At 50.0% G+C, this 22,600-nt stretch carries 17 protein-coding genes; 8 read left to right on the top strand and 9 right to left on the bottom strand.

Translation table 11 applies throughout. The annotated features are described in order from the left end of the window. Window positions 1-81: 81 nt before the first annotated feature. The gene (locus ACJJI3_RS10940) at window positions 82-1,941 is read left to right on the top strand and encodes a M2 family metallopeptidase (RefSeq protein WP_444906087.1); all 1,860 of its coding nucleotides are present in this window, start codon (window positions 82-84) and stop codon (window positions 1,939-1,941) included. Window positions 1,942-2,048: 107 nt separating this feature from the next. Here the strand turns inward: ACJJI3_RS10940 and ACJJI3_RS10935 are convergent, their stop codons facing one another. The 6 genes from ACJJI3_RS10935 to purM form a co-directional block, all read right to left on the bottom strand. Beyond that, window positions 2,049-3,365 carry a YlbE family protein gene (locus tag ACJJI3_RS10935; RefSeq protein WP_444894813.1) on the bottom strand — a complete coding sequence of 439 codons (1,317 nt, stop codon included), beginning with the start codon at window positions 3,363-3,365 and terminating at the stop codon, window positions 2,049-2,051. Window positions 3,366-3,367: 2 nt separating this feature from the next. Continuing rightward, on the bottom strand, window positions 3,368-4,141 hold the full coding sequence (locus ACJJI3_RS10930; RefSeq protein WP_444942451.1) for a type IV pili methyl-accepting chemotaxis transducer N-terminal domain-containing protein: 774 nt from the start codon (window positions 4,139-4,141) through the stop codon (window positions 3,368-3,370). 506 nt (window positions 4,142-4,647) lie between these two features. Beyond that, a complete protein-coding gene (locus ACJJI3_RS10925; protein ID WP_444942450.1) occupies window positions 4,648-6,051 on the bottom strand; it encodes an OmpP1/FadL family transporter in 1,404 nt (467 codons plus the stop codon). Window positions 6,052-6,295: 244 nt separating this feature from the next. After that, window positions 6,296-7,000 carry a DUF3108 domain-containing protein gene (locus ACJJI3_RS10920; protein ID WP_413664790.1) on the bottom strand — a complete coding sequence of 235 codons (705 nt, stop codon included), beginning with the start codon at window positions 6,998-7,000 and terminating at the stop codon, window positions 6,296-6,298. A 101-nt stretch (window positions 7,001-7,101) separates the two neighbouring features. Beyond that, entirely contained in the window at window positions 7,102-7,746 is a 645-nt protein-coding gene (purN, locus tag ACJJI3_RS10915) for a phosphoribosylglycinamide formyltransferase (RefSeq protein WP_444942449.1), read from the bottom strand. Continuing rightward, window positions 7,746-8,807, bottom strand: a complete 1,062-nt coding sequence (purM, locus tag ACJJI3_RS10910) for a phosphoribosylformylglycinamidine cyclo-ligase (RefSeq protein WP_444942448.1) — start codon at window positions 8,805-8,807, stop codon at window positions 7,746-7,748. Before purM ends, purN begins: the two co-directional genes overlap by 1 nt. 277 nt (window positions 8,808-9,084) lie before the next feature. On the opposite strand from purM, the gene ACJJI3_RS10905 reads away from it, so the two are divergent. From ACJJI3_RS10905 to ACJJI3_RS10885, 5 genes are all read left to right on the top strand, one after another. Next, window positions 9,085-10,182: a DUF2066 domain-containing protein gene (locus ACJJI3_RS10905; RefSeq protein WP_444942447.1), complete on the top strand. Its 1,098-nt coding sequence runs from the start codon at window positions 9,085-9,087 to the stop codon at window positions 10,180-10,182. 1 nt (window position 10,183) lies between these two features. Next, the gene (gene hda / locus ACJJI3_RS10900; protein ID WP_444942446.1) at window positions 10,184-10,897 is read left to right on the top strand and encodes a DnaA regulatory inactivator Hda; all 714 of its coding nucleotides are present in this window, start codon (window positions 10,184-10,186) and stop codon (window positions 10,895-10,897) included. Window positions 10,898-11,172: 275 nt separating this feature from the next. Next, entirely contained in the window at window positions 11,173-12,105 is a 933-nt protein-coding gene (locus ACJJI3_RS10895; RefSeq protein WP_413664792.1) for a universal stress protein, read from the top strand. Window positions 12,106-12,232: 127 nt separating this feature from the next. Then, complete coding sequence (locus ACJJI3_RS10890; protein ID WP_444942445.1) at window positions 12,233-14,050, top strand: DUF885 domain-containing protein; 1,818 nt, start codon at window positions 12,233-12,235, stop codon at window positions 14,048-14,050. Between the two features lie 272 nt (window positions 14,051-14,322). Continuing rightward, window positions 14,323-14,718: a cupin domain-containing protein gene (locus tag ACJJI3_RS10885; RefSeq protein ID WP_444942444.1), complete on the top strand. Its 396-nt coding sequence runs from the start codon at window positions 14,323-14,325 to the stop codon at window positions 14,716-14,718. Window positions 14,719-14,835: 117 nt separating this feature from the next. Here the strand turns inward: ACJJI3_RS10885 and ACJJI3_RS10880 are convergent, their stop codons facing one another. The 3 genes from ACJJI3_RS10880 to sodB form a co-directional block, all read right to left on the bottom strand. Then, entirely contained in the window at window positions 14,836-16,722 is a 1,887-nt protein-coding gene (locus tag ACJJI3_RS10880; RefSeq protein WP_444942443.1) for a DUF885 domain-containing protein, read from the bottom strand. Between the two features lie 431 nt (window positions 16,723-17,153). Beyond that, on the bottom strand, window positions 17,154-19,028 hold the full coding sequence (locus ACJJI3_RS10875; protein ID WP_444942442.1) for a DUF885 domain-containing protein: 1,875 nt from the start codon (window positions 19,026-19,028) through the stop codon (window positions 17,154-17,156). Between the two features lie 235 nt (window positions 19,029-19,263). Continuing rightward, entirely contained in the window at window positions 19,264-19,845 is a 582-nt protein-coding gene (sodB, locus tag ACJJI3_RS10870; RefSeq protein ID WP_108732228.1) for a superoxide dismutase [Fe], read from the bottom strand. A 332-nt stretch (window positions 19,846-20,177) separates the two neighbouring features. On the opposite strand from sodB, the gene ACJJI3_RS10865 reads away from it, so the two are divergent. Together ACJJI3_RS10865 and ACJJI3_RS10860 are read left to right on the top strand one after the other, a co-directional pair. Beyond that, on the top strand, window positions 20,178-20,936 hold the full coding sequence (locus ACJJI3_RS10865; RefSeq protein WP_282931689.1) for a coiled-coil domain-containing protein: 759 nt from the start codon (window positions 20,178-20,180) through the stop codon (window positions 20,934-20,936). A gap of 152 nt (window positions 20,937-21,088) precedes the next feature. Next, on the top strand, window positions 21,089-22,597 hold the full coding sequence (locus tag ACJJI3_RS10860) for a fumarate hydratase (RefSeq protein WP_444942441.1): 1,509 nt from the start codon (window positions 21,089-21,091) through the stop codon (window positions 22,595-22,597). The last annotated feature ends 3 nt before the right edge of the window (window positions 22,598-22,600 follow it).

Below are 22,600 nucleotides of genomic sequence, written 5' to 3'. Positions count from 1 at the left end.
TCGTCGTCGCTGATTGTGTGGGGCTTATGCTATAAACGGCGTCAACTATAAGCAGATCTAAAAATGATTCTTGAGGAGAAAATGAAAAAAGTTGCTCTCTCGATAGCGGTTGCCGTTGCACTGTCTGCCTGTGACAGTGGGCAGCAAGCGGTAAAACCGGTTGGTGTAGCCCAGGCGACTGCGGAAAGCCCAGCTGATAATTCCCAGCTGACAGTCAAAGATGCGCAAGCTTTCTTAAAAGATGCCCAGGCTCGCATGGAAAAAATGGGACAAGAGGCAAGCCATGCCGCTTGGCTTGCTTCTACCTATATCAATATTGATTCCCAATACGTAGAAGCTTTGGCTTCAGAGCGATACACCACCCTGGCCGTGGAGCTGGCTTCAGAGGCCGCCAAATTTAACGACTTGGACCTGGACCCGGATACCCGTCGCCAGTTGACCATGTTGAAGCAGGGGTTGGTATTCCCGGCGCCGAAAGATCCGGCACTAACTTCTGAGTTGGCGCAAATTGGCTCAAAAATGCAGGGCATGTACGGTGCCGGTAAATACTGCCGCGAAGATGCCGGTGAAGAAAAGTGCTATACCCTGACCGAGATGGGGCAGGTGATGGCGACTAATCGCGATCCTGAGTTGCTTAAGGATTTGTGGGTTGGTTGGCGTAAAGTTTCTCCTCCCATGAAGCCTCTGTATGAGCGCCAGGTGGAGATTGGTAATGCCGGCACCAAAGAATTGGGTTATGACAACCTAAGTGTTTTTTGGCGCTCCAAATACGATATGGCTCCGGATGCCTTTGCTGCGGATATGGATACCCAGTGGGGTAAAGTGAAGCCGTTGTACGAAGCTTTGCACTGCCATGTTCGCGCCAAGTTGAATGAGCATTACGGCGATGACGTAGTGCCGGCTCAGGGTAAAATCCCTGCGCACTTGCTGGGTAATATGTGGGCCCAGGAGTGGGGTAACGTCTATGACATAGTCAAAGACGATGACATGCAGGCGCCCTATGATCTGACTCAGCTGGTGGTTGATTCCGGCATGAGTGAAAAAGACATGGTTAAAGTGGGGGAGAAGTTCTTCACCTCCCTGGGCTTTAAGCCTCTACCGGAAACTTTCTGGGAGCGCTCTCAGTTCACCCAGCCACGCGATCGCGATGTAGTTTGTCATGCCAGTGCCTGGAATATGGATGGGCAGGACGATCTCCGCATCAAGATGTGTATCAATAAAACGGGTGAAGACCTGGTTACCATCCACCATGAATTGGGCCACAACTTCTACCAGCGCATCTATAAAGATCAGCCTTTCCTCTATAAAAATGGCGCTAACGACGGTTTCCACGAAGCTGTTGGCGACACTATCGCGCTTTCCATCACGCCGAAGTACCTGAAGGAAATCGGTCTGATGAATGAGGTGCCGGATGAGAGTAAAGATATCGGTTACCTGATGCAGCAGGCGCTGGATAAGATCGCCTTCCTGCCATTTGGTCTGCTCGTTGATAAGTGGCGCTGGCAGGTATTCAACGGTGAGGTGAAGCCGGAAGATTACAACAAAGCCTGGTGGAAACTGCGTGAAGATTACCAGGGCATTGCCGCTCCGGTAGAGCGCTCCGAAGAGAACTTCGATCCGGGTGCCAAGTACCATATCCCCGGTAATACACCTTACGCTCGCTACTTCCTGGCGCGTATCCAGCAGTTTCAATTCCACCGTGCGCTGTGTGAAGCCGCTGGTGAAACCGGACCGCTGCACCGCTGCTCCATCTACCAGAATGATGAGGCTGGTAAGAAGCTGCGCGCTATGTTGGCAATGGGTGCAAGCAAGCCCTGGCCGGATGCTATGGAAGCGCTCACCGGTCAGCGCGACCTGGATGCTTCCGCCATTATCGATTACTTCCAGCCGCTGATGGCATACCTGGAAGAGCAGAACCAAGGGCGTCAGTGCGGTTGGTAATCTGAGCTTTCAATTTTGTCGGTATTAGAAAAAGGGGCTTTGCCCCTTTTTCTGTTTTATGCGCACGTGAAATATGAATCTTAGGAATTAGTTGTGAGACTCAGTTATTAGTGGACAGGGGGTTGCTCTTCCTCAGAATTTAGAAAGCTGGCAGCAGCATTTAAAAATGCTTCCAGCGGGGGGTGGAGAGACCCAGTACCGACTTGATAACGGTTCATGCTTTTGTGGGCCAAGCCAGAATTAATTGTTGGTGTTGTACCGGTCCTGATAATTTTAAGTAGGTCGAATCCAAGAGGGGCGCCTCTCCCCTCGATGCCCGGAGTAACGACAAAGTCACTTTCCGAGTGACAGATATCGTACATTTTCAGTATGTTGTCGATGTTATCTTGGTATGTTCCTGAGAATATTTTGTGGGTGCCGCCAAAACCCATAGTCTCTGTGATGGCGCTGTCTCCCATATCTCGATTGACATCTGCAGGAGTGATGCCCGGCATTAATAATCCATGGCCAACCCCAGCCAAACCGGTAAACCAGGCCTTGTCCAACCCTGAAACTTGAATACCAAATTCCGTCCCATTACGAGCCATGGTTGTGATAATACTGCTGTGAGGAATACCGCTGCCTGCATCGGAAACAAGTTTGCAGGTGGCCATGATTGGGTTCAACGGGAATGTCTCATCCTTGTAAATTTGGTTCGCAATCTTTTCAATATCTTTTCGCTTTTTACTGGCCCGAATAACTCCCGGCATTAAAATTCTGGAGAAAATCAGTGTTGCGGCATTAGTCATGACATGGCAGTCGTCCCCCATAAGGAGGCTGCGGCCAATGATCGGTATAAAATCAATCCCGCCTTCATCTAGAATTGCTTGATTTAATACGGGAGCAATTTCGTCCTCTATCCAGCGAAGGTAATTGATTGCTGATTTATCGTAGACACCAAAGCGGATAGAGCTGCCGCGGTAATCGGCACGATCATCACTGAGATTGGAGTAAGCGCGATTACCAGATAGCTTATCTTCGACAATATACACAGACATTGAATAGGTAATAATACCTGCCATTGGCCCGACGGCATTGTGGTTGTGGCAGGGCTCAAGATCAACTTGGCCTTCCTCCATAACCTGTTCGGCTTCGGCTTTATCTTTAGCGAACCCCTCATAAATTAGACCGGCAATTATTGCGCCCTTTAACGGACCTGATGCCCGCTGCCAGGTTATTGGGGGGCCGGCATGCAAAATTAAATTCTTCCGCATTCCGGGAATGTTGTCGCTAGCTTTACCTATTCCGATCAAAATCGGCACAGCTTGCTTCATACGTTTAATGGATTCGTCATTAGCTTGCTGATTAAGTGCTTGGAATTCAGGGGTTGCCAGTTTATGGAGGATTTCCTCGGTGCTGGGCCTGAATTCAATATCCGTTCTCATCCCTACTCCCCTGAATTTAGCAATTCAGCATATTGTTCAGTAATGATGTTCATATTGCGTAGCATTAGATCCGTGGTGCCGGTAATTACCTGAATTTGGCGCTTTTCAGATATTTTCATATTTCCCTCAAACCCCCGGCTGGCGTAACTCAGATGGTCTTTTGCCTTTCGTAGGTTGTCATTGATCTCTGGCGTATTGAGGGGGCTCTCCAATAGCTGATTCAGTCGGTTGGAGTATTCGGAGAGATCTTCTTGCAATCCGGTTTCGGCATCATCCAAGGATACTTCCCAAAGTTTAGCAGCGTAGTTCTTGGCGATTCTCTGGGAGAGCATACGCTGGCGGCCGGCGATATTAATGAGTTCGGCGCTGTTGTGATTGGCGACTTGTTGGAGTTGGACCACATAGGTGTGAGCAGCAGAAAGAAGGGAGTTGCTGCGCTGAAATAATTCGCTGGCGCTTTGTTTATTGACGGGTTGTAAGGCGACAGACTCAAACGCTTTCCATTCTCTTTCAACTTTAACAAGTTGATCCCTGATCTTTTCTGCGCCATGAAAATTATTTAGTTTCTCGTGATTCTTTTTAAATTCGTGAATTGATCGGGCAAATACCTTTTCGTGGCGCTCTGCATCCGGTTGAATCCCGCGCAAGATGTAAGTCTGGGTGATGCGTTGGGATAGCATTCTTTGTCGACCAGCCGTATTGATGGCGTCTCCCATAGAGAAGGCTGCGACATCCAGGCTTAAAATTAACAAGATAAATACTGCTGACAACTTCATGATTTTACTCTTGTAGTTTGACTTACTTCACAATTTAAGTGGGTTTTATGTTTGCAATGCATGCGTGAGCCCTCTCGGTTAATGAGAGGTTGCAGGGGTATTACGGAGTTATTCAGAGATCCTTGAGTAACAGTGATGTGAGCTTATAGGGGCTGCTTTCTGAATAAGGCGATTTTGAACAATATTGATAAGTTAAACAAATAAGCTCCAAATTCCATTGATTGAGCAAAAATAAATAATTTAAATACGTTGTTAGGAAATATGATTTTGCAAACTCATCTGGTTTTAGGATTTGACGTTCCTTATATCAAATTTAAGGATGGAGATATCTAACCCTTTTTTTCGGTGTTAACGCTTTGGTGGTATTTGGATTGGGGGTGAGGGGGAGTTTTCTGGTGAGTGGATTGTTGTGGGGTTAATGGAGGCTTAGGTGAGGAGGATAATAGCTGGAAATAAAAAAGGCCCTACCAGGGGTAGAGCCTTCTTCTCATCAGATCTAAGGTGACTTAGAACTGGTAATTCAGAGCCAAGCTGAACAGGTAAGCTTCGGTCTTGGTGGTGCCACCATCGAAGTAGGTAATCAGGGTGTCGCTGATGTTGTTAGCTTCCTGGATAACTTCGTCATCACCCCAGATGTAGGCGAAAGCACCATCAACGGTAAGTTTGTCAGTCAGTGAGTAGGTACCGCCAACAGTCAGCCACTGGCGATCAGTGTCAGGAATAGACAGGGTACGCCAGGTAATCGGGAGATCTTCATCTACCAGCTCTGAGAGCTCTTCAGTTTCTTCGCGGTTTAAGCCGTCGCGGGCTGCGCCTTGGTCGTAAGCGTAACCAAAGCGGAAGGTCCACTCGTCATTGCGGTAGTATTCACCACCGATGCTGAAGCGAGAACCGCTCTGGAAGTTTTCTTCTTTCAGCAGAAGCGGGTTGTACTCTTCACCAGCGGAGGGGATAAAGGCTTCGAGGCGCTCGAAACGGTCCCAGTTGGTCCACATGTAGCCTACCGCCACACCCCAGTTATTGTTGAAGCGGTGGTAGAAGCCCAGCTCCAGGGTGTCAGGCAGGTTCAGGGTCAGGTTGCCGGAAGTATCGTCAAATGAATCCAGCGGGCTCGGAGCGATGTCGGAGCTTACTTCACCCTTAATTTTGGGGTCGTACTTAGCGTGGTAAGAAATACCTGCGCGAGTGTTGTCGCTGATGCGCCACAGGCCGCCGATGGTCCAGCTCAGGTCCCAGGCATCCCCTTTTACGTCCAACACGGTGGCGCCGGCGGGGTTAAATCCTAAGACGGGTTCTACAACGTCACCGATCAGGAAGTCATCGGGGAAGGTGGTGTTCAGTTCTGCATCAACGTAGAAAATATTCGCTGCCAGGCCAATGCTGAATTGATCGTTAAAATCGTAAGCAACAGATGGCTGGATGTTTACGGTCAGCAGAGAGGTTTTGTTGGCGATTGTAGTTGCAGGGAAGTTATCCGGGAAATCAGTTTCCAGGCCAAAGTCGGTGTACATGGCAAGGCCCCAGGACCACTCATCATTGATGGGGGCGGCCAGGTAGCCGTTGGGGATTACCGCGCTGGTGGCGTAGTCTTTGGCGCTCGCGGGAGTTTCGAATCCCAGGTAGCCAGTTTCCTCACTGCCGACATAGTAGGTGACATCACCATCAACATCGATTTCGGGGTCAACGTAAGTCGCACCAAGAGAAATGGTGTAAGTATTGAATAGAGCTGAACCGGCTGGGTTGCGCGCCAGAATTGCAGCGTTGTCGCCGATAGTGTTTTCGGCAGCAAATGCGCGGCCAAGGCCTGTTGCACTGGTTTCCTGCAAGTAGAAACCTGCAGCCATAGCGCCTTGGGAAACGGAGCTGATAGCTGCGGCCAGAACTGCGTGTCGCAGGTATTTTTTATTCATGAGAACCCATCTCTAAGTCTGCTGATTACTGAAAGCCATAAACAGGTTGGAAAAAACTCTGCCATGGCAGGAAGGCCTTTAGACTTATATAAGTACCTTCCACTTCCGTAGCAAATCCCTTACTAAAAAGTCTAGCAATACGTCATTGCCCTAGTGAGGGAGAGGAGTGACTTTATAAAGACAATGGGGACAAAAATCTATCCAAGTCGACGGATTTTTTTTCATCAGTCGAAAATGTGGCCATTTATTGGCTGGCAGCGACTTTTTCGCCGTTGATGGATAAATTTGTCAGGTTGATTTGATATCTTTTGCCATTTTCTTCTCTTTGGATAAGTTTCACCAAAGCGTAGTTCCATTGCGGTGCGATCCAGACAGTTGTCTCTCTTCCAGAGTCTTTATCTCTCACTCGAGCGACTTTAATTGTCTCCACCGAACCCAGAGGTGTTTTTAGGGTTTCAGTGCCAACTTGACTGAATTTGTAATCGCGAATTTTTTTGCCGTCGGCAACTTTGTATTGAAGGTCTGTTTTTCCTGCGGCGACATCGAGTGCCAGTTGGATTTGATAGCTCACCTTGTCAAGAGTATTGGGTGGGGCGTCTTTGAGATCCCGCTCCGGATTATGGACGTTAAAGATCATACCTTTTGACGGTTCGAAATTAAGTACCGTGGCGCGATTTCGACCAAGGCCTTTGCGGCGATATTCGTAATGTTGGGGGGTGATATGGCCATCCTGGCTGGTAAAGCGAGAGTACTCTTTAATGCTGGCAAAAAGGGCGCTGCTATCGAAGTCCAGGCGCCAGTTGCCGTCCTGTCCGGACAATTCCCGAGTAGCGGTAATGCTGATCCCATTAAATCGGGCGGCGTAGGTGGCTTTGAAAGGTTCCAGCTCAGCAGCAATTGCCTGGCCGGTAATTAAAAAAAGAAACAGAGAGGTAGCAAAAAGGCGCACTGTGATATCCCACAAAAAACTGAACCCTTTTGAATACTAGCTGGCGAGGCGCGCAAAGTACATTGAAGGACTTTTACCCCGCCAGCTATCAAGGGCTGGTTTTATGCGGAAACCTGAACCCCGTGGTGAGGTAGTAATTCGCCATCCAGCTGAACTCGATCATCCGCCATTTGCAGGCGCTGCTGGGCAAACCAGGTAACCGCCATGGGGTAAATGATGTGCTCTTGAACCTGCACTCGCTTTGCCAGCAGCTCAGGAGTGTCTCCCTCCTTAATAGGAACAATGGCCTGGACGATAGGTGGCCCGCCATCGAGTTCCTCGGTGACAAAATGCACGGTTACGCCGTGTTCTTTCTCTCCGGCTTCCAGTGCCCGCTTATGGGTATGCAGGCCCTGGTACTTCGGCAGTAAGGAGGGGTGAATGTTGATCAGGCGGCCGTTGTAGTGGCGCACAAAGTCGGGTGTCAAAATACGCATAAACCCAGCCAGTACAACCAAATCTGGTTTGCACTTGTCGATCTCTTCGATCAAGGCGTGGTCGAAGGTTTCTCTGCTGGAGTAATCCCGGTGATCCACCACAGAGGTGGGAACGCCTGCCTGTTCTGCGCGAGTCAGCCCATAGGCATCTGCCTTATTACTGACAACTGCAGTCACGGAAAAAGGCGCGTCCTTTTGTGCGGCGGCATCCAGCAGAGCCTGCAGGTTGCTGCCACTACCGGAGATTAATACGGCAACTCTACAAGACATTACAGCCCCGCCAGCTCTACTGCTTCCGCCCCTTCTTTGGCATCTTCGATAGTGCCAACGACAAAGGCGTCTTCGCCCATTTGCTTGAGAGCGGATAGTGCCGACTCGGATTGCTCTGCAGGCACGCAAATAACCATGCCAACACCGCAGTTAAACGTGCGGTACATTTCGCGGCTATCGATATTGCCTGCATCTCGCAGCCAATTAAATACAGGAGGCATTTCCCAGCTGGTGACATCAATACGCGCGCTGCAGCCTTCGGGCAGTACGCGGGGCAGGTTTTCCAGTAAGCCGCCGCCAGTGATATGGCTTAGCGCATTCACCTGGAAGGTCTTCATTAATTGCAGCAGGTTTTTAACGTAGATACGGGTCGGGGCCATCAGCGCCTTGGCCAGGGTTTCACCGCCGATGTCCTGCTGGAGATCGGCACCGCTGACTTCGAGAACCTTGCGGATCAGGGAGTAGCCATTGGAGTGGGGGCCACTGGAGGCCAAGCCGATCAATACGTCGCCAGCTTTAACTTTGCTGCCGTCGATGATTTCAGATTTTTCTACGACACCGGTGCAGAAGCCTGCCAGGTCATAATCGTCGCCTTCGTACATGCCGGGCATTTCGGCGGTCTCGCCGCCGACCAGTGCACAGCCTGACAGCTCACAGCCTTTGCCAATGCCGGTAACTACTTCTGCGGCAATATCGACATTGAGTTTGCCGGTTGCGTAATAGTCGAGGAAGAAGAGGGGTTCAGCCCCGGCTACGATCAGGTCATTCACACACATAGCGACAAGATCGATACCGATGCTGTCGTGAATGCCCAGGTCCATTGCCAGGCGTAATTTGGTACCTACACCATCGGTGCCAGAAACCAAAACCGGCTGTTTGTAACCGCTTGGAATTTCACACAGGGCGCCGAATCCGCCCAGTCCGCCCATGACCTCGGGGCGGGATGTGCGTTTGGCGACATTTTTGATGCGCTCTACCAGTGCATTACCTGCGTCGATATCGACACCGGCATCTTTATAAGAAAGGGACGTTTGCGTAGATTGCGGCTTGGAATCGCTCATGATTCTTCCTGCGGTGGGTATTCGAAGGGCGCGTATTCTATCTGGGTCTTGCCTTGGTAGCCACGCCCAGACGGCATCTCGAAGGGGGATTTCGGCATTTTCTCGCCATTTGAACTGTGAAATCACTCCGATAGTGAGAACTCGGGGCTGAGAGAAACGTCTGACGCTGATACAATAGCCGCAATTTTTAGTCCGCCCTAAAATCTGGCGTCTTGCACATCGATAATAATTTCTGCAAGCTCAGGGGCGGAAAATAAGAGGTTTGGAGAGAAGTCCTATGCACAAGCTGCTCCGGCAGGGATTGGTGTTGCAGTTGCTGGCTCTGATCATCAGTGTTCTAGCCCTACCGGTTCAAGCTCGAGTCATCTCGGATTTGTACGAAGTTGTCGAGGCTGTGTCGAGTCGCGGAGCCACGGATCGTACAGCAGCCGGAAGTCGCGGCCTGGAACGTGTGTTCGTACGTGTTACGGGAGATGCCGCTGTCGGTAGTAACCCAAATGTGCAGCCGGTATTAAAGAATGCACAGCAGTTTGTTCAGGGGTATCGCTATACCCGCGAAGACAATCAGCTCTACTTGCACCTTTCCTTTGATCCCCAAGCGATCTCCCGGCAAGTTAATCAAATGAACTTGCCCATGTGGCCTAACAATCGCCCCGGCACTCTGGTGTGGCTTGCAGTAGATACGCTGCAAGAGGGTCGCAGAACTCTGAGTGAAGAGGCGACCCCCGAGCTCTTCTCTGTACTCGAGGCAATGGCTATCGAGCGCGGTGTCCCCCTGGATTTCCCGGTAATGGACCTGAATGATCAGCGCAATATGCCCCTGGGATCTCTCTGGGCCCAGGATGAGCAAGCAGCTGAGAAGGCGGGTTTTCGCTATAGTCCCGATGCCACTTTGATGGGGCGGGTGCTTCAAGCTTCAGGCCATCGCTGGCAGGCAGATTGGCTGCTAATTCACGGCGGTCGCAGCTATGCCTTCGATACTGCCGGAGGTTCGCTGGAAGAGGTCGCTCTGCGCGGCGTTAACCAGCTGGCCAATATTCTCGCGCAGCGCTATGCGGTGTCCCCAAATGGCCAGGACAATCAGTTGGGCGCGGTGATTGTTGAGTTATCTGGTATCGACAGTTTTGCTGATTATGCCAAGGCATCTGGTTATCTACAGGGGTTGGCACAGGTCAGCAGTGCTAACCTGCTCTCTGTTGAAGGGGACCGAATGCGCCTGGCACTGGTCACTTCGGCAGGGTTGAGCAATTTGCGTGATACCCTGGCTCTAAACCATAAATTGCGAGCACAAGCGGACGGAGACGCCATTAACCTGAATGGATACCGTTCACCCTTGGGCAGCGCTGAGAATCCGTTGCGCTATCACTGGGATTGAGATGAGTATTCCGCAACAATTGCCGCTGGGGGTATCCCTGCGGGATGACGCCACTTTTGATAACTTCTACCTGTCGGATTCAGATCCAAATCGACAGGTAGTTGCCCTGCTGCAGTCTTTTGCCAGTGGCGAGAATCCCGAGTCTGTGATTTACATTTGGGGTGAGGCGGGTAGTGGTATTAGCCATTTGCTTCAGTCTGCTTGTCAGTGCGCAGAGGCCAATGGTCGCTCTTTCCATTATCTCCCTCTCGCAGACCTAATGACCATGGACCCGGCTGTTATTCTCGACGGACTCGAACGCCTGGACCTTGTTTGTATAGATGACGTTCATTTGCTGGAGGGGCAGCCCGAGTGGCAGACCGCTATTTTTCATCTCTATAACCGAGTTAAGGATGGCGGAAGGCAGCTACTAATGGGGGCTCGCAAGTCTCCCCGCGGTATGGATATTGCCCTGGCTGATTTGCAGTCACGCCTGCACTGGTCCCTGGTATTCCAGCTCAAAACCCTGAATGACAGCGATAAAGTTGCCGCCCTGCGCCGTCGCAGCCGTCTGCGCGGTTTTGACCTGCCGGAAGATGTGGCCCAGTACATATTGCACCGCGCCCCGAGGGATACTCGAGCACTCTTTCTGTGTCTGGAGGAGCTGGACCGGGCTTCACTTATGGCTAAGCGTAAAATCACCATTCCTTTTGTTAAGCAGGTTTTGGATATCTGACCCCAGAATTGGGTCCTGGCCGACCTGCTTTAGCTCCCTGAGCTCATTTGGGCTCCTCTGTCTTGTGTTTTAGCGGCACTAGACGCTTTTTCCGCCTATTATGGTTGGTGTTTACTCACTTCACCTCCCCCTATCTACTCCTGCTTCATCTCCTTCACCTGTGTATTTCCGTGTGAAATCTGCTCTGCTCACGATACCAATTTGAGGCAGCGAGTGGGTTTATGGTGAGTCTTGCCCCTGTTTGCTCCCAAATGTCTCTGGTTGAGGGCAGCGTTATGCCAAACATTCATAAAATCCTGTATGTCAGCCATGCTGCTGAGGATGAAAGCAGTGGACTCATGCAGGCTTTTGCAGTGGCGCGCAATCATCAGGCGGAGATAAAGGTTTTACTGGTCTGTCCGAAGGTGCCGGAAGGGTTTGAGGAGTTTAGTCGGCTCTGTGTGAGGACAATGCTTGATAGGGTCAGGAGTGAAATTGAGTCGGCCCGCGTACATATGGAGTTATCGGCGGAAAGGACCAATTTGGAGATTGAGTCAGATTGTGGTGCCCGACCTGCCGAGCGGGTGATCCGCCGGGTATTGGCTGAGGGCTATGACCTGGTGATCAAGAACGTTGAGGGTCGCAGTCAGCTTAAGGGTTTCAAGGCAATGGATATGGATCTGCTGCGAAAGTGTCCCTGCCCGGTATGGCTGTGCCGCCCAATCAAGGAGCATCGCAACAAGATTCAGGTGGCTGTAGCTCTCGACCCTGAATGCGAGGATGGCAGCACTTATGACTTGGCGATCCGGTTGCTGCGCTGGTCGAGAGTACTCGCTGACAGTTGCAGTGGGGTGTTGAATGTTATTTCCTGTTGGGACTTCGATATCGATGAATACTTGCGGCGCCATTTTCCCCTGAGCGCTTCTGAGGAAGAGTTGGATGAGGCCACTGAATCAGCGCGGGCCCAGCACCGATCAAAGCTCGATGTATTGATACGTGCATCCGGGATTGAGGGGGAAATACGTATTCACCATGTGGTTGCCCATCCAGATAACTTTATTCCATTGCTGATTGATGAAGAAGGTCTTGACTTGCTGGTTATGGGCACTGTTGGACGGGCGGGTATTCCCGGTTTCATTATGGGGAATACTGCAGAGAATATATTGCAGAAGGTCAGTTGCTCCCTGCTGGCTCTAAAGCCCAGTGACTTTGTATCGCCGATAAAATAGTTGTGAATTATGGGTCTAATTCAGCTTGGCCCCTGCGCTGATCGCTCTATCGGAATTCTCTGCTGCGGGAGTTGAGGTGATCCTGATACCGGGACAAAATTACAGCTAAGAATTCGGGAGAAATATAATGATTAAGACTATTGCCAAATGGTTTGGCGGCTTATTTTTTGTGGGGGTTTTGGCAGTTTCTGCTTTTGCTATTAATGCAGTTTATTTCAAGCCTTGGTCTATAGATGTATTTTTTGAACGTGTCTTTATAAAAATCGGCAGTAGCAGTCCGGAAATCCTTTCACAAATTAGAATTTTGGAACAATTTGGAATTGATGGACACAATGCGCATCTCGATGATTTGTCTGAAGAAGAGCAGTTGCGTGTTATTGAAATGATGAAGAGCGAGCTGGCGGTATTGCGCAGCTATGATCGCGAAAGTTTGGAAGGGCAGCAGGCCATTTCCTATGATGTGTTAGAGCATCTTCTCAGTATAAAGGCGGAAGTTGAACGCTGGAGGCACCATGATTACCCGCTTAACCAAATGTCGGGTGAGCAGAATAGGTTGCCGGAGTTTCTCGCTGAAGTACATCAGATCAACAATGTAAAAGAAGCTGATTATTACTTGTCTCGTCTGGGAGAGGTCGGACGTAAGTTTGATCAATTGCTGGATGGTCTGAAGATAAGGGAAGAGAAAGATATCCTGCCCCCGCGCTTTGTTGTCGATAGTGTTTTAGAGGAAATGCAGGGTTTTATCGCCGCGCCGGTAAAAGAAAATATACTTTATACCTCATTACTGGAGCGACTTAACAAAATTGAAAAGCTGGATAAACAGGAGCGGGAACGTATTCTCAGCCAAGCTGAGTTGCTGATTGGTACAGAAGTTTACGCCGCGTATCAAGGGCTAATCGATTATTCCAGTACTCTCCGGTTAAAAGTTGGAGAGAACAATGGTGTTTGGGCATTGCCGGATGGGGATGCCTACTATGCCTATCAAGTACGCAACTTTACCAGTACAGATATTGCACCGGAGGAACTCCATCGTATTGGGTTGGAAGAGGTTGCAAGAATTGAAACGGAAATGAATGAAATTTTTTCATCCGTTGGTAGAACCAGTGGCACTATTAGCGAACGTTTCTCTGCACTGAATAATGATCCCCAGTTTCTTTATGAGGATTCAGATTTAGGGCGGGAGAAAATTATTGCCGATTACCAGGTAATGATTGATGAAATTGATGCAGGCCTGGGTGACTATTTTGATTTAAAACCCAAAATGGGTGTTGAGGTGCGCCGAGTCCCAGAGTTTAAAGAGCAAGGTTCGGCGGGAGCCTACTACAACCCTCCAGCAATGGACGGGTCTCGCCCCGGCGTATTTTATGCAAACTTGCGGGATGTTTATGAAACCAAAAAGTTTGGAATGCGCACCTTGGCTTACCATGAAGCGGTACCTGGGCATCACTTCCAGTTGGCAATTGCACAAGAGCTAAAAGGTGTGCCGACTTTCCGTAAAATGGGGTTGTTTAATGCTTACTCGGAAGGGTGGGCACTGTACTCCGAGAAGCTTGCTAAAGAAGCCGGTTTCCAGGAAAACCCCTATGATGATTTGGGTCGGTTGCAGGCGGAAATGTTCCGGGCTGTGCGGTTGGTCGTGGATACTGGAATGCACTATAAGCGCTGGAGTCGCGAGCAAGCGATTGAGTATATGCTGGAAAAGACCGGTATGACTGAGTCTGAAGTCACCACCGAGATCGAGCGATATATGGTTTGGCCCGGTCAGGCACTGGCCTACAAAACCGGTATGCTGAAGATTCTTGAGTTGCGTGAACGCGCTAAAGAAGCGCTTGGTAGCCAGTTTGATATCCGCCATTTCCACAATGTAGTTCTCACCAATGGCGCTTTGCCATTGGCAGTGTTGGAGCAGCAGGTAGATCAGTGGATAGCAACCAACAAGAGTTAGGATTCACTTTTGCAGAGTATTCGGCTATAGGATCGTCAAAAGAGTAACTTAAAAGTTTGAGCATCTTTACCGCTAGAAAGGGTGAAGGTGCTCGGATTATGTGGTTTTAGTAACTAAAAAGGGAGAAGGGAAGAATACACCGCGCTTGGGACCCTATGAGGCATGGATGCCGATTAGGAGCTTACAGGGATGTATTCACAGCGTGTCTCGAGTGCGGTGTATTCTTTCCTTCCACCCCAGTAGTAAGAGTAGTACTTGTAAGGGGTTGGTAAGTGCCGAAGTCAAAAGCTATTACGATAGATGATGGGTTTTCTAGAGTTAAATTTCTAAAAGGAAGAACTCCCGAAACAACGGATGAGGAAGCTAAAGATGCATTTGCCTTATTGTCCGAGTATAGGGATGGTGGAATATACGTAGCCCATTATTCAGGGAATAGCGAGTGGGAAAGACACACCAATGGAGATGAGTTTGTTCAAGTTATAGGTGGGGAAACAGCTCTAATTCTTCTCGTTAACGGTGATGAGAAGCGGAACGAATTATCAGCCGGGCAAATATTGGTTATACCAAAAGGTATCTGGCACCGATTTGAAACGCCTAGCGAAGTAAAAGTTATGACTATTACCCCGCAGCCAACTGAGCACAGTATCGCTAAGCCATGCGATACCTAAGAGATAAGATCATTCTACATACCGGCAGCGGTTTGCAGTATAAGAGTGAGCGCTATTAGCTTAAATTAAAAAAGGCCACAGATAGTGGCCTTTTTTAATTCTGTTTTAACCTTTTAGTTATACTTTTGGAGTTCTGGTGTTTGCTATCCACTCGTCAATAATTTCCTCCAGGGCATCCAGTGGTACTGGGCCGTTGGCCAGAACTGCATTGTGGAATTGACGAATATCAAACTTCTCTCCCAGTTCTTTTTTGGCTTTCTCACGAAGCTGTAAAATTTTGAGCATGCCAATTTTGTAGGCTGTTGCCTGGCCGGGTAATACGATATAGCGCTCGACAGCTTTAATAACATCCCCCTCAGGATTAGGGGTGTTTTCCATCAGGTATTGTATGGCTTGTTCTCGGGTCCACTTCTTGGTGTGGATCCCGGTATCGACTACAAGGCGTCCTGCTCGCCACAACTCCATGGCGAGGCGCCCAAAATCTGAGTAGGGGTCTTGGTAGAGTCCCATCTCTTTTGGCACCATTTCAGAGTAAAGGCCCCAACCCTCCGTATAGGCGGTATAGTGACCATATTTACGGAATTTAGGGATATCCTGTAATTCCTGGGTGATAGAGAGCTGCATATGGTGGCCGGGGATGCCCTCGTGGTATGCCAGTGCTTCCATCTGGTAACTGGGCAAATCGTCCATATTGTAGAGGTTGGCGTAGTAGATGCCTGGGCGTGAGCCGTCGGCAGCAGGTTGCAGGTAAAAAGCTTTACCGGCAGATTTCTCCCGGAATGGTTCGACCGCTCTCACATCGAGGTCCGCTCTAGGTTTGGTGATAAATAACTCGTTCAGCCTACCCTTCATGGTATCGATAATGGTAGTAGCCTTCTCAAGATATGCAGCTTTCCCTTGTTCTGTGGTCGGGTAATAAAATTGCTGGTCGGTGCGCATAAATTCGAAGAAGTTTTTCAATTTACCTTCGAATTTTACTTTACGCATAATTTCACGCATCTCATCATGGATGCGAGTCACTTCTTCAAGGCCAATCCTATGAATTTCTTCGGCTGTCATATCGGTAGAAGTGTAAAAGCCGAGACGAAAATTATAAAAGTCACTGCCATCTGCCAGTTTCCAGGCGCCATCATCAGTAGTTGCGCGTATCTCAAGCTCTTGCAGGTAGTCGATTAGGGTTTTATAGGCGGGGCCAGTGTTGTCTTTTAGTGCTGTTTTAGCTTTATCTATTAAGGACTTTTTCTGCTCTTTACTGATATCGAGATTTTCTACTTTTCCCTTAAAGTCAGCAAATAGAGGGCTGTCCTTTTTTCTGTCAAAAGGAGCACCAGTAATTAGGTTTTGTGCATCTCCAATAACATAGGGGAAAACGAATTTTGGAATAGTGGTGCCAGCTTTGGCGTTTTCCTCCAGTTGGTCTTGCAGCTGTGCGAAATACTGGGGAATTCTATTTAAGCGGGAAATATAAGCTTCGGCATCCCTGATGTTATCGATACGGTGCTGGCTGATAAGTGTTGAAGCGGCGCCGGTATGGGTGGCGAACATTTGGTTGACTGGATAATTATGATTTCGCCACTTATAGGCTTCGATCTCTTGTTGCAAAGTGCGTTTTGCCAGTCGAAGATTAAGTTGGGTAGGTCGATCCAGTATAGCGGGATCAATTTTATTCAGCTCGGATAATTGACGCTTATTAATTTCATGGGTTTCTTGCGCAAACTCAGGAGTTAGATCATTCCATTTGCCGTACTCCTCTTTCAGACCCAAGAATGTTTTGAATTCAGGGCTGCGGTCTAGATGCTCCTGGAAGAACTTATCGAATAGCAAATTGACCTTCTTGCTGGCCTCACTCATTTCTTTGCTGACTTTCGGGGGAGGTGACCGATTAAGTGCACTTTCCTCTAAGGGGGCAACATTATGTGTATCCGCATTGTTGGTACTATCGTTGCAGCCCGTGAGAATGAGTGAGCTTACTGCCGCTGCAATCAGAGTTACTTTTAACTTCATGAGTACAATCCTTGCGTTCAAAGAGTAGCTCTTACTTTTTTATCATTATTTTTGCAGTTAATGGACTTTTTTATGTAAAAGCATCCCATTATTTGGTTTTGTGGATATAAATTCAGCAGAAACTAAGAGCGGTGCACTTTTTTGGTATGGGGAATACTGGGTATGTTTTATTTTGGTGCTTTTATACGACAGTGGCGGGTAAGGTGAGCTGAAAATAGGTGGGGGAGTTGAAATCAGACCCCAGTGCCAATCATGCTGGGAGCTGGTGATTGTTTAATAAGAAGTCCGGAGTGTCATTCCGGACTTCCCTGTAAAACAATAAATGCCGTATTGTAAAAACTATACAGAATTATTACTTCTGCAATGCTCTACTGACGATAAGAAAAAGACAGACAAGTAGTTATCAGGTACTTATCTGTCGCTTCTATCATTTATTGTTGGGTTTTTACTTTTGCAACCCACTCATTAACCAGTTCTTCCAGTACATCCAAGGGGACTGGGCCACTGGCCAGGATAGTGTCGTGGAAGCCGCGAACATCAAACTGATCACCCAGTTCTGTTTTGGCTTTTTCACGCAGCTCGACAATTTTCAGCATACCGATTTTGTATGCGGTTGCTTGGCCAGGCATCACGATATAGCGCTCGATCGCTTTAACCACGTCGCCTTTCGGGTTCGGGGTGTTCTCTACGAGGTAGTCGATCGCTTGCTCGCGGGTCCATTTCTTGGCGTGAAGGCCGGTGTCTACCACCAATCGGCCAGCGCGCCACAGTTCCATAGCCAGGCGTCCAAAGTCAGAGTAGGGGTCTTCATAGAAGCCCAATTCCTTGGGTACCAGCTCGGAATAGAGACCCCAGCCTTCGGTATAAGCAGTGTAACCACCGTATTTACGGAACTTGGGAATATCCTGTAATTCCTGAGCGATAGAAAGCTGCATATGGTGGCCGGGGATACCCTCGTGGTAGGCCAATGCTTCCATCTGGTAAGACGGCATATCGTTCATATTGTACAGGTTGGCGTAGTAGATACCTGGGCGCGAACCATCGGGAGCCGGGCGCTGGTAGAAGGCCTTACCCGCAGATTTTTCGCGGAAGGCCTCTACGGCTCTTACATCGAGATCGGCTTTGGGCTTGGTGATAAACAGTTCATCCAGGCGGCCCTTCATGGTGTCGATAATTGCGGTGGCCTTTTCCAGGTACTCCGCTTTACCTTCCTCAGTGGTGGGGTAATAGAACTGCTTGTCGGTACGCATGAATTCGAAGAATTCCTGCAAGTTACCTTCGAACTTCACCTTGCGCATAATCTCGCGCATTTCGTCGTGAATACGGGCAACTTCCTTAAGACCGGTTTGGTGGATCTCATCGGCAGTCATATCCGTAGTGGTGTAAACACCGAGGCGGAATTTATAGAAGTCTTCACCGTCTGCCAGTTTCCAGGCACCGTCGTCAGTGTTGGCTTTTTTCTCAAGTTCTTGCAGGTAGCTGATCAACTTTTCGTAAGCGGGGCCGGCGCTTTCAGTCAGGGCCTGGCTGGCTTTATCGATCAGAGATTTCTTTTGATCTTCACTGATTTCCAGCTTTTCTACTTTTTCCTTAAAGTCTGCAAACAGCGGGCTGTCTTTCTCACCGTTAAAAGGTGCACCGGTGATCAGGTTGCGGGAATCGCTAATAACGTAAGGGAATACAAATTTGGGTACGATGGTGCCGGCTGCAGCATTGGCTTTCAGTTGTTCTTCCAGCTGGGAGAAATACTTGGGCATGCCATTCAAGCGGGCGATATAGGCCTCTGCATCGCTGACATCATCAATACGGTGCTGGCTGATCAACAGTGTGGCGGCGCTGGTATGGGTGGCATACATCTGGTTAACAGGGTAGCCGTGGTTACGCCACTTGTAGCCATCAATATCCTGTTGCCAGTTGCGTTTTGCCAGGCGCAGGCTCAGGCGGGTAGCGTCATCCAAGGTGGAAGGATCAATTTTATTCAGTTCCGCCAGCTGGCGCTTGTCGATCTCCAGGGTTTCCTTGGCAAACTCTGGGGAGAGGTCGTTCCACTTATCGTAGTCTTCTTTTTTGCCCAGGAAAGTTTTGTACTCGGGGCTGCGGGCGAGGTGCTCCTGGAAGAAGTCCTCGAACATCTGGTTTACGCGTTTGACTGCGGCTGGGTCCACTTTTCCTGCGACTTCTTGAGTCGCTGTGCTTTCCGTGGCTGTGGCGGTTGCACTCTGCTCGGCTGTGTTCGGGGCGCGGTCACAGCCGCTGATTACCAGCGCGCTTATGGCGGCTGCGATCAGGGTTGGTTTCAACTTCATGAGCATATTCCCAGTGTTCGGTTCTTCGTTGCTAATTTGTGCCACTCCAGTGGCATTCTTTAGGTTGCCTGCCTAAATCCCCCACACTTTATGCGGGATGTGTAGTGCAGATCAGCAGGTATTGTGCTGACTGGAGCAGCATTTGGCCAGTAGTGGGGAGAATTTGATTGGGAGGAGGGCATTAAAGAAATAAAAAAAGCGGGCACATGGCCCGCTTTTTCTGGTGACTTCGGGATTAAGCGAAGTTCTGGTTTACAAACTCCCAGTTCACCAGGGCCCAGAAAGCTTCCATGTACTTCGGGCGCAGGTTGCGGTAGTCGATGTAGTAAGCGTGTTCCCAAACATCGCAGGTCAGCAGGGGAGTAACGCCTTCTTCAGTCAGCGGGGTTGCTGCGTTGGAAGTGTTTACAATAGCGACTGAGCCGTCAGCATTTTTTACCAGCCAGGTCCAGCCGGAGCCGAAGTTGTTCACAGCACTGGTAGTAAATGCTTCTTTGAACTGGTCGAAGCTACCGAAGGCTGCGTTGATAGCCTCGGCAATAGCGCCAGTGGCTTCGCCGCCACCGTTAGGGCTCAGGCAGTTCCAGTAGAAAGTGTGGTTCCAAACCTGGGCTGCGTTGTTGAACACACCACCGGAAGAGGACTTGATCACGTCTTCCAGGGACTTGTCAGCGTCAGCAGTGCCTTCCAGCAGGCCGTTCAGCTTGTCTACGTAAGTTTTATGATGTTTGCCGTAGTGGTACTCCAAAGTCTCTTCGGAGATATGCGGTGCCAGGGCGTTCTTAGCGTAGGGGAGTTCAGGCAATTCGAAAGCCATGGTGTTTTCCTTCCTTTGTCTGAGGGTTATTGGTGAGGGCATTCTACACGTGCCGCATCTCAGAATTAAGCCGGCGCGATGGATTAGGGAAGTTTGGGACGATTTCCTCAAACACAAGGGGGGAAGCTTTTGCTGTCAGCTCTATTCGACTGTCGTCTATTATTACTGACGACCGCTTACTTTTTCGTCAATTTTTGGTATAACTGCCGCAGAATTCGACGAATCTGAATGGATTCTATTGTCATATATTTCTGAAAATACGGTACCGGAAAGAGCAGCATAGAACTGGCGGGTACCGGACTCATCAGCACAGTTATCGGGTGTATCGAACCATGCAACGCAAAGAGCCCACACTGGGCGGCAGCGCCGCTCTTGAACCGTCACTGGATCTCACTACCAGCGAAGAAAGGAGTGATTCACCAGAGCCACAGGTGATCGTGGAGGAGCGCCGAGGTGGTTTCTCTTTCTTGGGTCTATGTGCCCTGATTATGGCGATGGGTGGCCTGGGTGCCTCGGGTTTCCTGTACCAGCAATGGCAGGACAGCCGGACCCTGTTGAGTGATGCAGAGACTCGTATTGCCGATGCGGAAAACCGTATTGCTGAACTGGAGAAGCGCTTTAGTCTCTCCGACGAGGAATCTACGGCATCGGTTGAAGTACTGAATGCAAAAGCCAAGGAAAATTCCTCGGAGATCCGCAAGTTGTGGGGTGTTGCCTATGACACCAACCGCAAGAGTATCTCCGCCAATAAAACAGCAGTCGCAGCTAACAAAAAGCAAGTCGCCGCGCTCAGCACCAAGCTCAGCGGCCTCGAGTCCAGCGTGAAGAAAATCGCTGCTGTAGAGGCTTCGCTGGCAGAGTTGCGCAAGGGCAATACAGATTCCCAGCGTGAGATGACCGATAAGCTTGCACGCTTGGAGCGCCAGCTGGCTTCAGTGCGCAGTGACCTGACTATGCGTGTCGGTGCGAATGAAGAGGCTGTAGAGTCTATCGATGCTTACCGCCGTTCGGTGAATAAGGATCTGGTGCAGCTCCGCGATGCGATTCGCTCCCTGCAGTCCAGCGGTGACTCCACAGCTTCATCCATGTAATTTTCCGGTTGAGTTAAAAAAGGCGGACCTGGTGTCCGCCTTTTTTTATTCCGTTTTCCCTTTAGGTGGATGGGATTTATGGGAATATCTGGGTCAATAACCCTACATTTCGTGTAGAATCGCCGGCCTCGAGACGTTAATCGGAGTTGGCAATGACCACTATCCGCCAGGATGATCTGATCGGCAGCGTGGCCGATGCGCTGCAATTTATTTCTTACTACCACCCACAGGACTTCATTCAGGCCCTGAACAAGGCTTATGAGAAAGAGGTCAACCCGGCGGCCAAGGACGCCATGGCCCAGATCTTGATCAACTCACGCATGTGTGCCGAGGGCCACCGCCCAATCTGTCAGGATACCGGCATTGTCACCGTGAAGTTGAAAGTGGGCATGAATGTGTGTTGGGAAGCGGATATGAGCGTTACCGATATGGTTAACGAAGGTGTTCGCCGGGCCTATCAAAATGCCAGCAACGTGCTGCGTGCCTCTATTCTGGAAGATCCAGATGGTGCCCGTAAGAATACCGGAGACAATACTCCGGCGGTGATTCACTATGAAATCGTTCCCGGTGATACCGTAGAAGTTTATGTGGCAGCTAAAGGCGGCGGCAGCGAAGCCAAAACCAAGTTTGCCATGCTGAACCCATCTGACTCGGTGGTTGACTGGGTGCTGAAGATGGTTCCGCAGATGGGTGCCGGCTGGTGTCCGCCCGGCATGCTGGGTATTGGTATTGGCGGTACCGCTGAGAAAGCGATGCTGTTGGCCAAAGAATCCCTGCTCGACCCCATCGACATTCAGGAGCTGCAAGAGCGCGGAGCCTCTAACCGCGCTGAAGAGCTGCGTCTGGAACTCTATGATTCCGTCAATAAACTGGGCATCGGTGCCCAGGGCCTGGGCGGATTGACCACTGTGTTGGATGTGAAGATCAAGGATTATCCTACCCACGCAGCCAACAAGGCTGTAGCGATCATCCCCAACTGCGCGGCTACCCGTCACACCCACTTTACCCTGGATGGCTCCGGGCCCGCGCGCCAGACTCCGCCTAAGTTGGAAGACTGGCCGGAAATTACCCGCGAAGCGGGCAGCAATACCCGTCGGGTAAACCTGGATACCATTACTGCAGAAGATATCCAAAGCTGGCAGCCCGGTGAGACCCTGCTGCTGAACGGTAAGATGCTGACTGGTCGCGATGCGGCGCACAAGAAAATGGTAGATATCCTCGCCAAAGGCGAGAAGTTGCCTGTGGATCTCACCGGCCGCTTTATCTACTACGTAGGCCCGGTAGATCCGGTGCGCGATGAGGTTGTTGGTCCCGCTGGTCCAACCACCGCTACCCGTATGGATAAATTCACTCGCACTATGCTGGAAGAAACTGGCTTGGCGGGGATGATCGGTAAGGCGGAGCGCGGCCCCATAGCAATTGAGGCGATCCGCGATAATAAAGCGGTATACCTTATGGCCGTCGGTGGCGCTGCTTATCTGGTTGCCCAGGCGATTAAGGGCTCCGAAGTTATCGCCTTCCCCGAGCTGGGAATGGAAGCGATTTACGAGTTCGAAGTAGAAGATATGCCGGTAACTGTGGCTGTCGACAGTCAGGGTGAGTCAGTACACACTACTGGCCCGCTGATCTGGAAAGCCAAGATTGCCGAAGGTGAGGTGTAACGC

Source organism: Microbulbifer maximicatervae (SeqCode), from assembly GCF_052466985.1.
Note: the sequence above shows the minus strand (reverse complement) of the source record. Positions and strands in the feature narration are given on the sequence as shown.

Coding starts and splice junctions, on each gene's coding strand:
- purN (WP_444942449.1), bottom strand. CDS start 7,746: ATGTCTTGTAGAGTTGCCGTATTAATCTCCGGTAGTGGCAGCAACCTG.
- ACJJI3_RS10875 (WP_444942442.1), bottom strand. CDS start 19,028: ATGAAGTTGAAACCAACCCTGATCGCAGCCGCCATAAGCGCGCTGGTA.
- ACJJI3_RS10905 (WP_444942447.1), top strand. CDS start 9,085: ATGCACAAGCTGCTCCGGCAGGGATTGGTGTTGCAGTTGCTGGCTCTG.
- ACJJI3_RS10865 (WP_282931689.1), top strand. CDS start 20,178: ATGCAACGCAAAGAGCCCACACTGGGCGGCAGCGCCGCTCTTGAACCG.
- ACJJI3_RS10930 (WP_444942451.1), bottom strand. CDS start 4,141: ATGAAGTTGTCAGCAGTATTTATCTTGTTAATTTTAAGCCTGGATGTC.
- ACJJI3_RS10890 (WP_444942445.1), top strand. CDS start 12,233: ATGATTAAGACTATTGCCAAATGGTTTGGCGGCTTATTTTTTGTGGGG.
- ACJJI3_RS10860 (WP_444942441.1), top strand. CDS start 21,089: ATGACCACTATCCGCCAGGATGATCTGATCGGCAGCGTGGCCGATGCG.
- hda (WP_444942446.1), top strand. CDS start 10,184: ATGAGTATTCCGCAACAATTGCCGCTGGGGGTATCCCTGCGGGATGAC.
- purM (WP_444942448.1), bottom strand. CDS start 8,807: ATGAGCGATTCCAAGCCGCAATCTACGCAAACGTCCCTTTCTTATAAA.
- ACJJI3_RS10940 (WP_444906087.1), top strand. CDS start 82: ATGAAAAAAGTTGCTCTCTCGATAGCGGTTGCCGTTGCACTGTCTGCC.
- ACJJI3_RS10895 (WP_413664792.1), top strand. CDS start 11,173: ATGCCAAACATTCATAAAATCCTGTATGTCAGCCATGCTGCTGAGGAT.
- ACJJI3_RS10880 (WP_444942443.1), bottom strand. CDS start 16,722: ATGAAGTTAAAAGTAACTCTGATTGCAGCGGCAGTAAGCTCACTCATT.
- sodB (WP_108732228.1), bottom strand. CDS start 19,845: ATGGCTTTCGAATTGCCTGAACTCCCCTACGCTAAGAACGCCCTGGCA.
- ACJJI3_RS10925 (WP_444942450.1), bottom strand. CDS start 6,051: ATGAATAAAAAATACCTGCGACACGCAGTTCTGGCCGCAGCTATCAGC.
- ACJJI3_RS10935 (WP_444894813.1), bottom strand. CDS start 3,365: ATGAGAACGGATATTGAATTCAGGCCCAGCACCGAGGAAATCCTCCAT.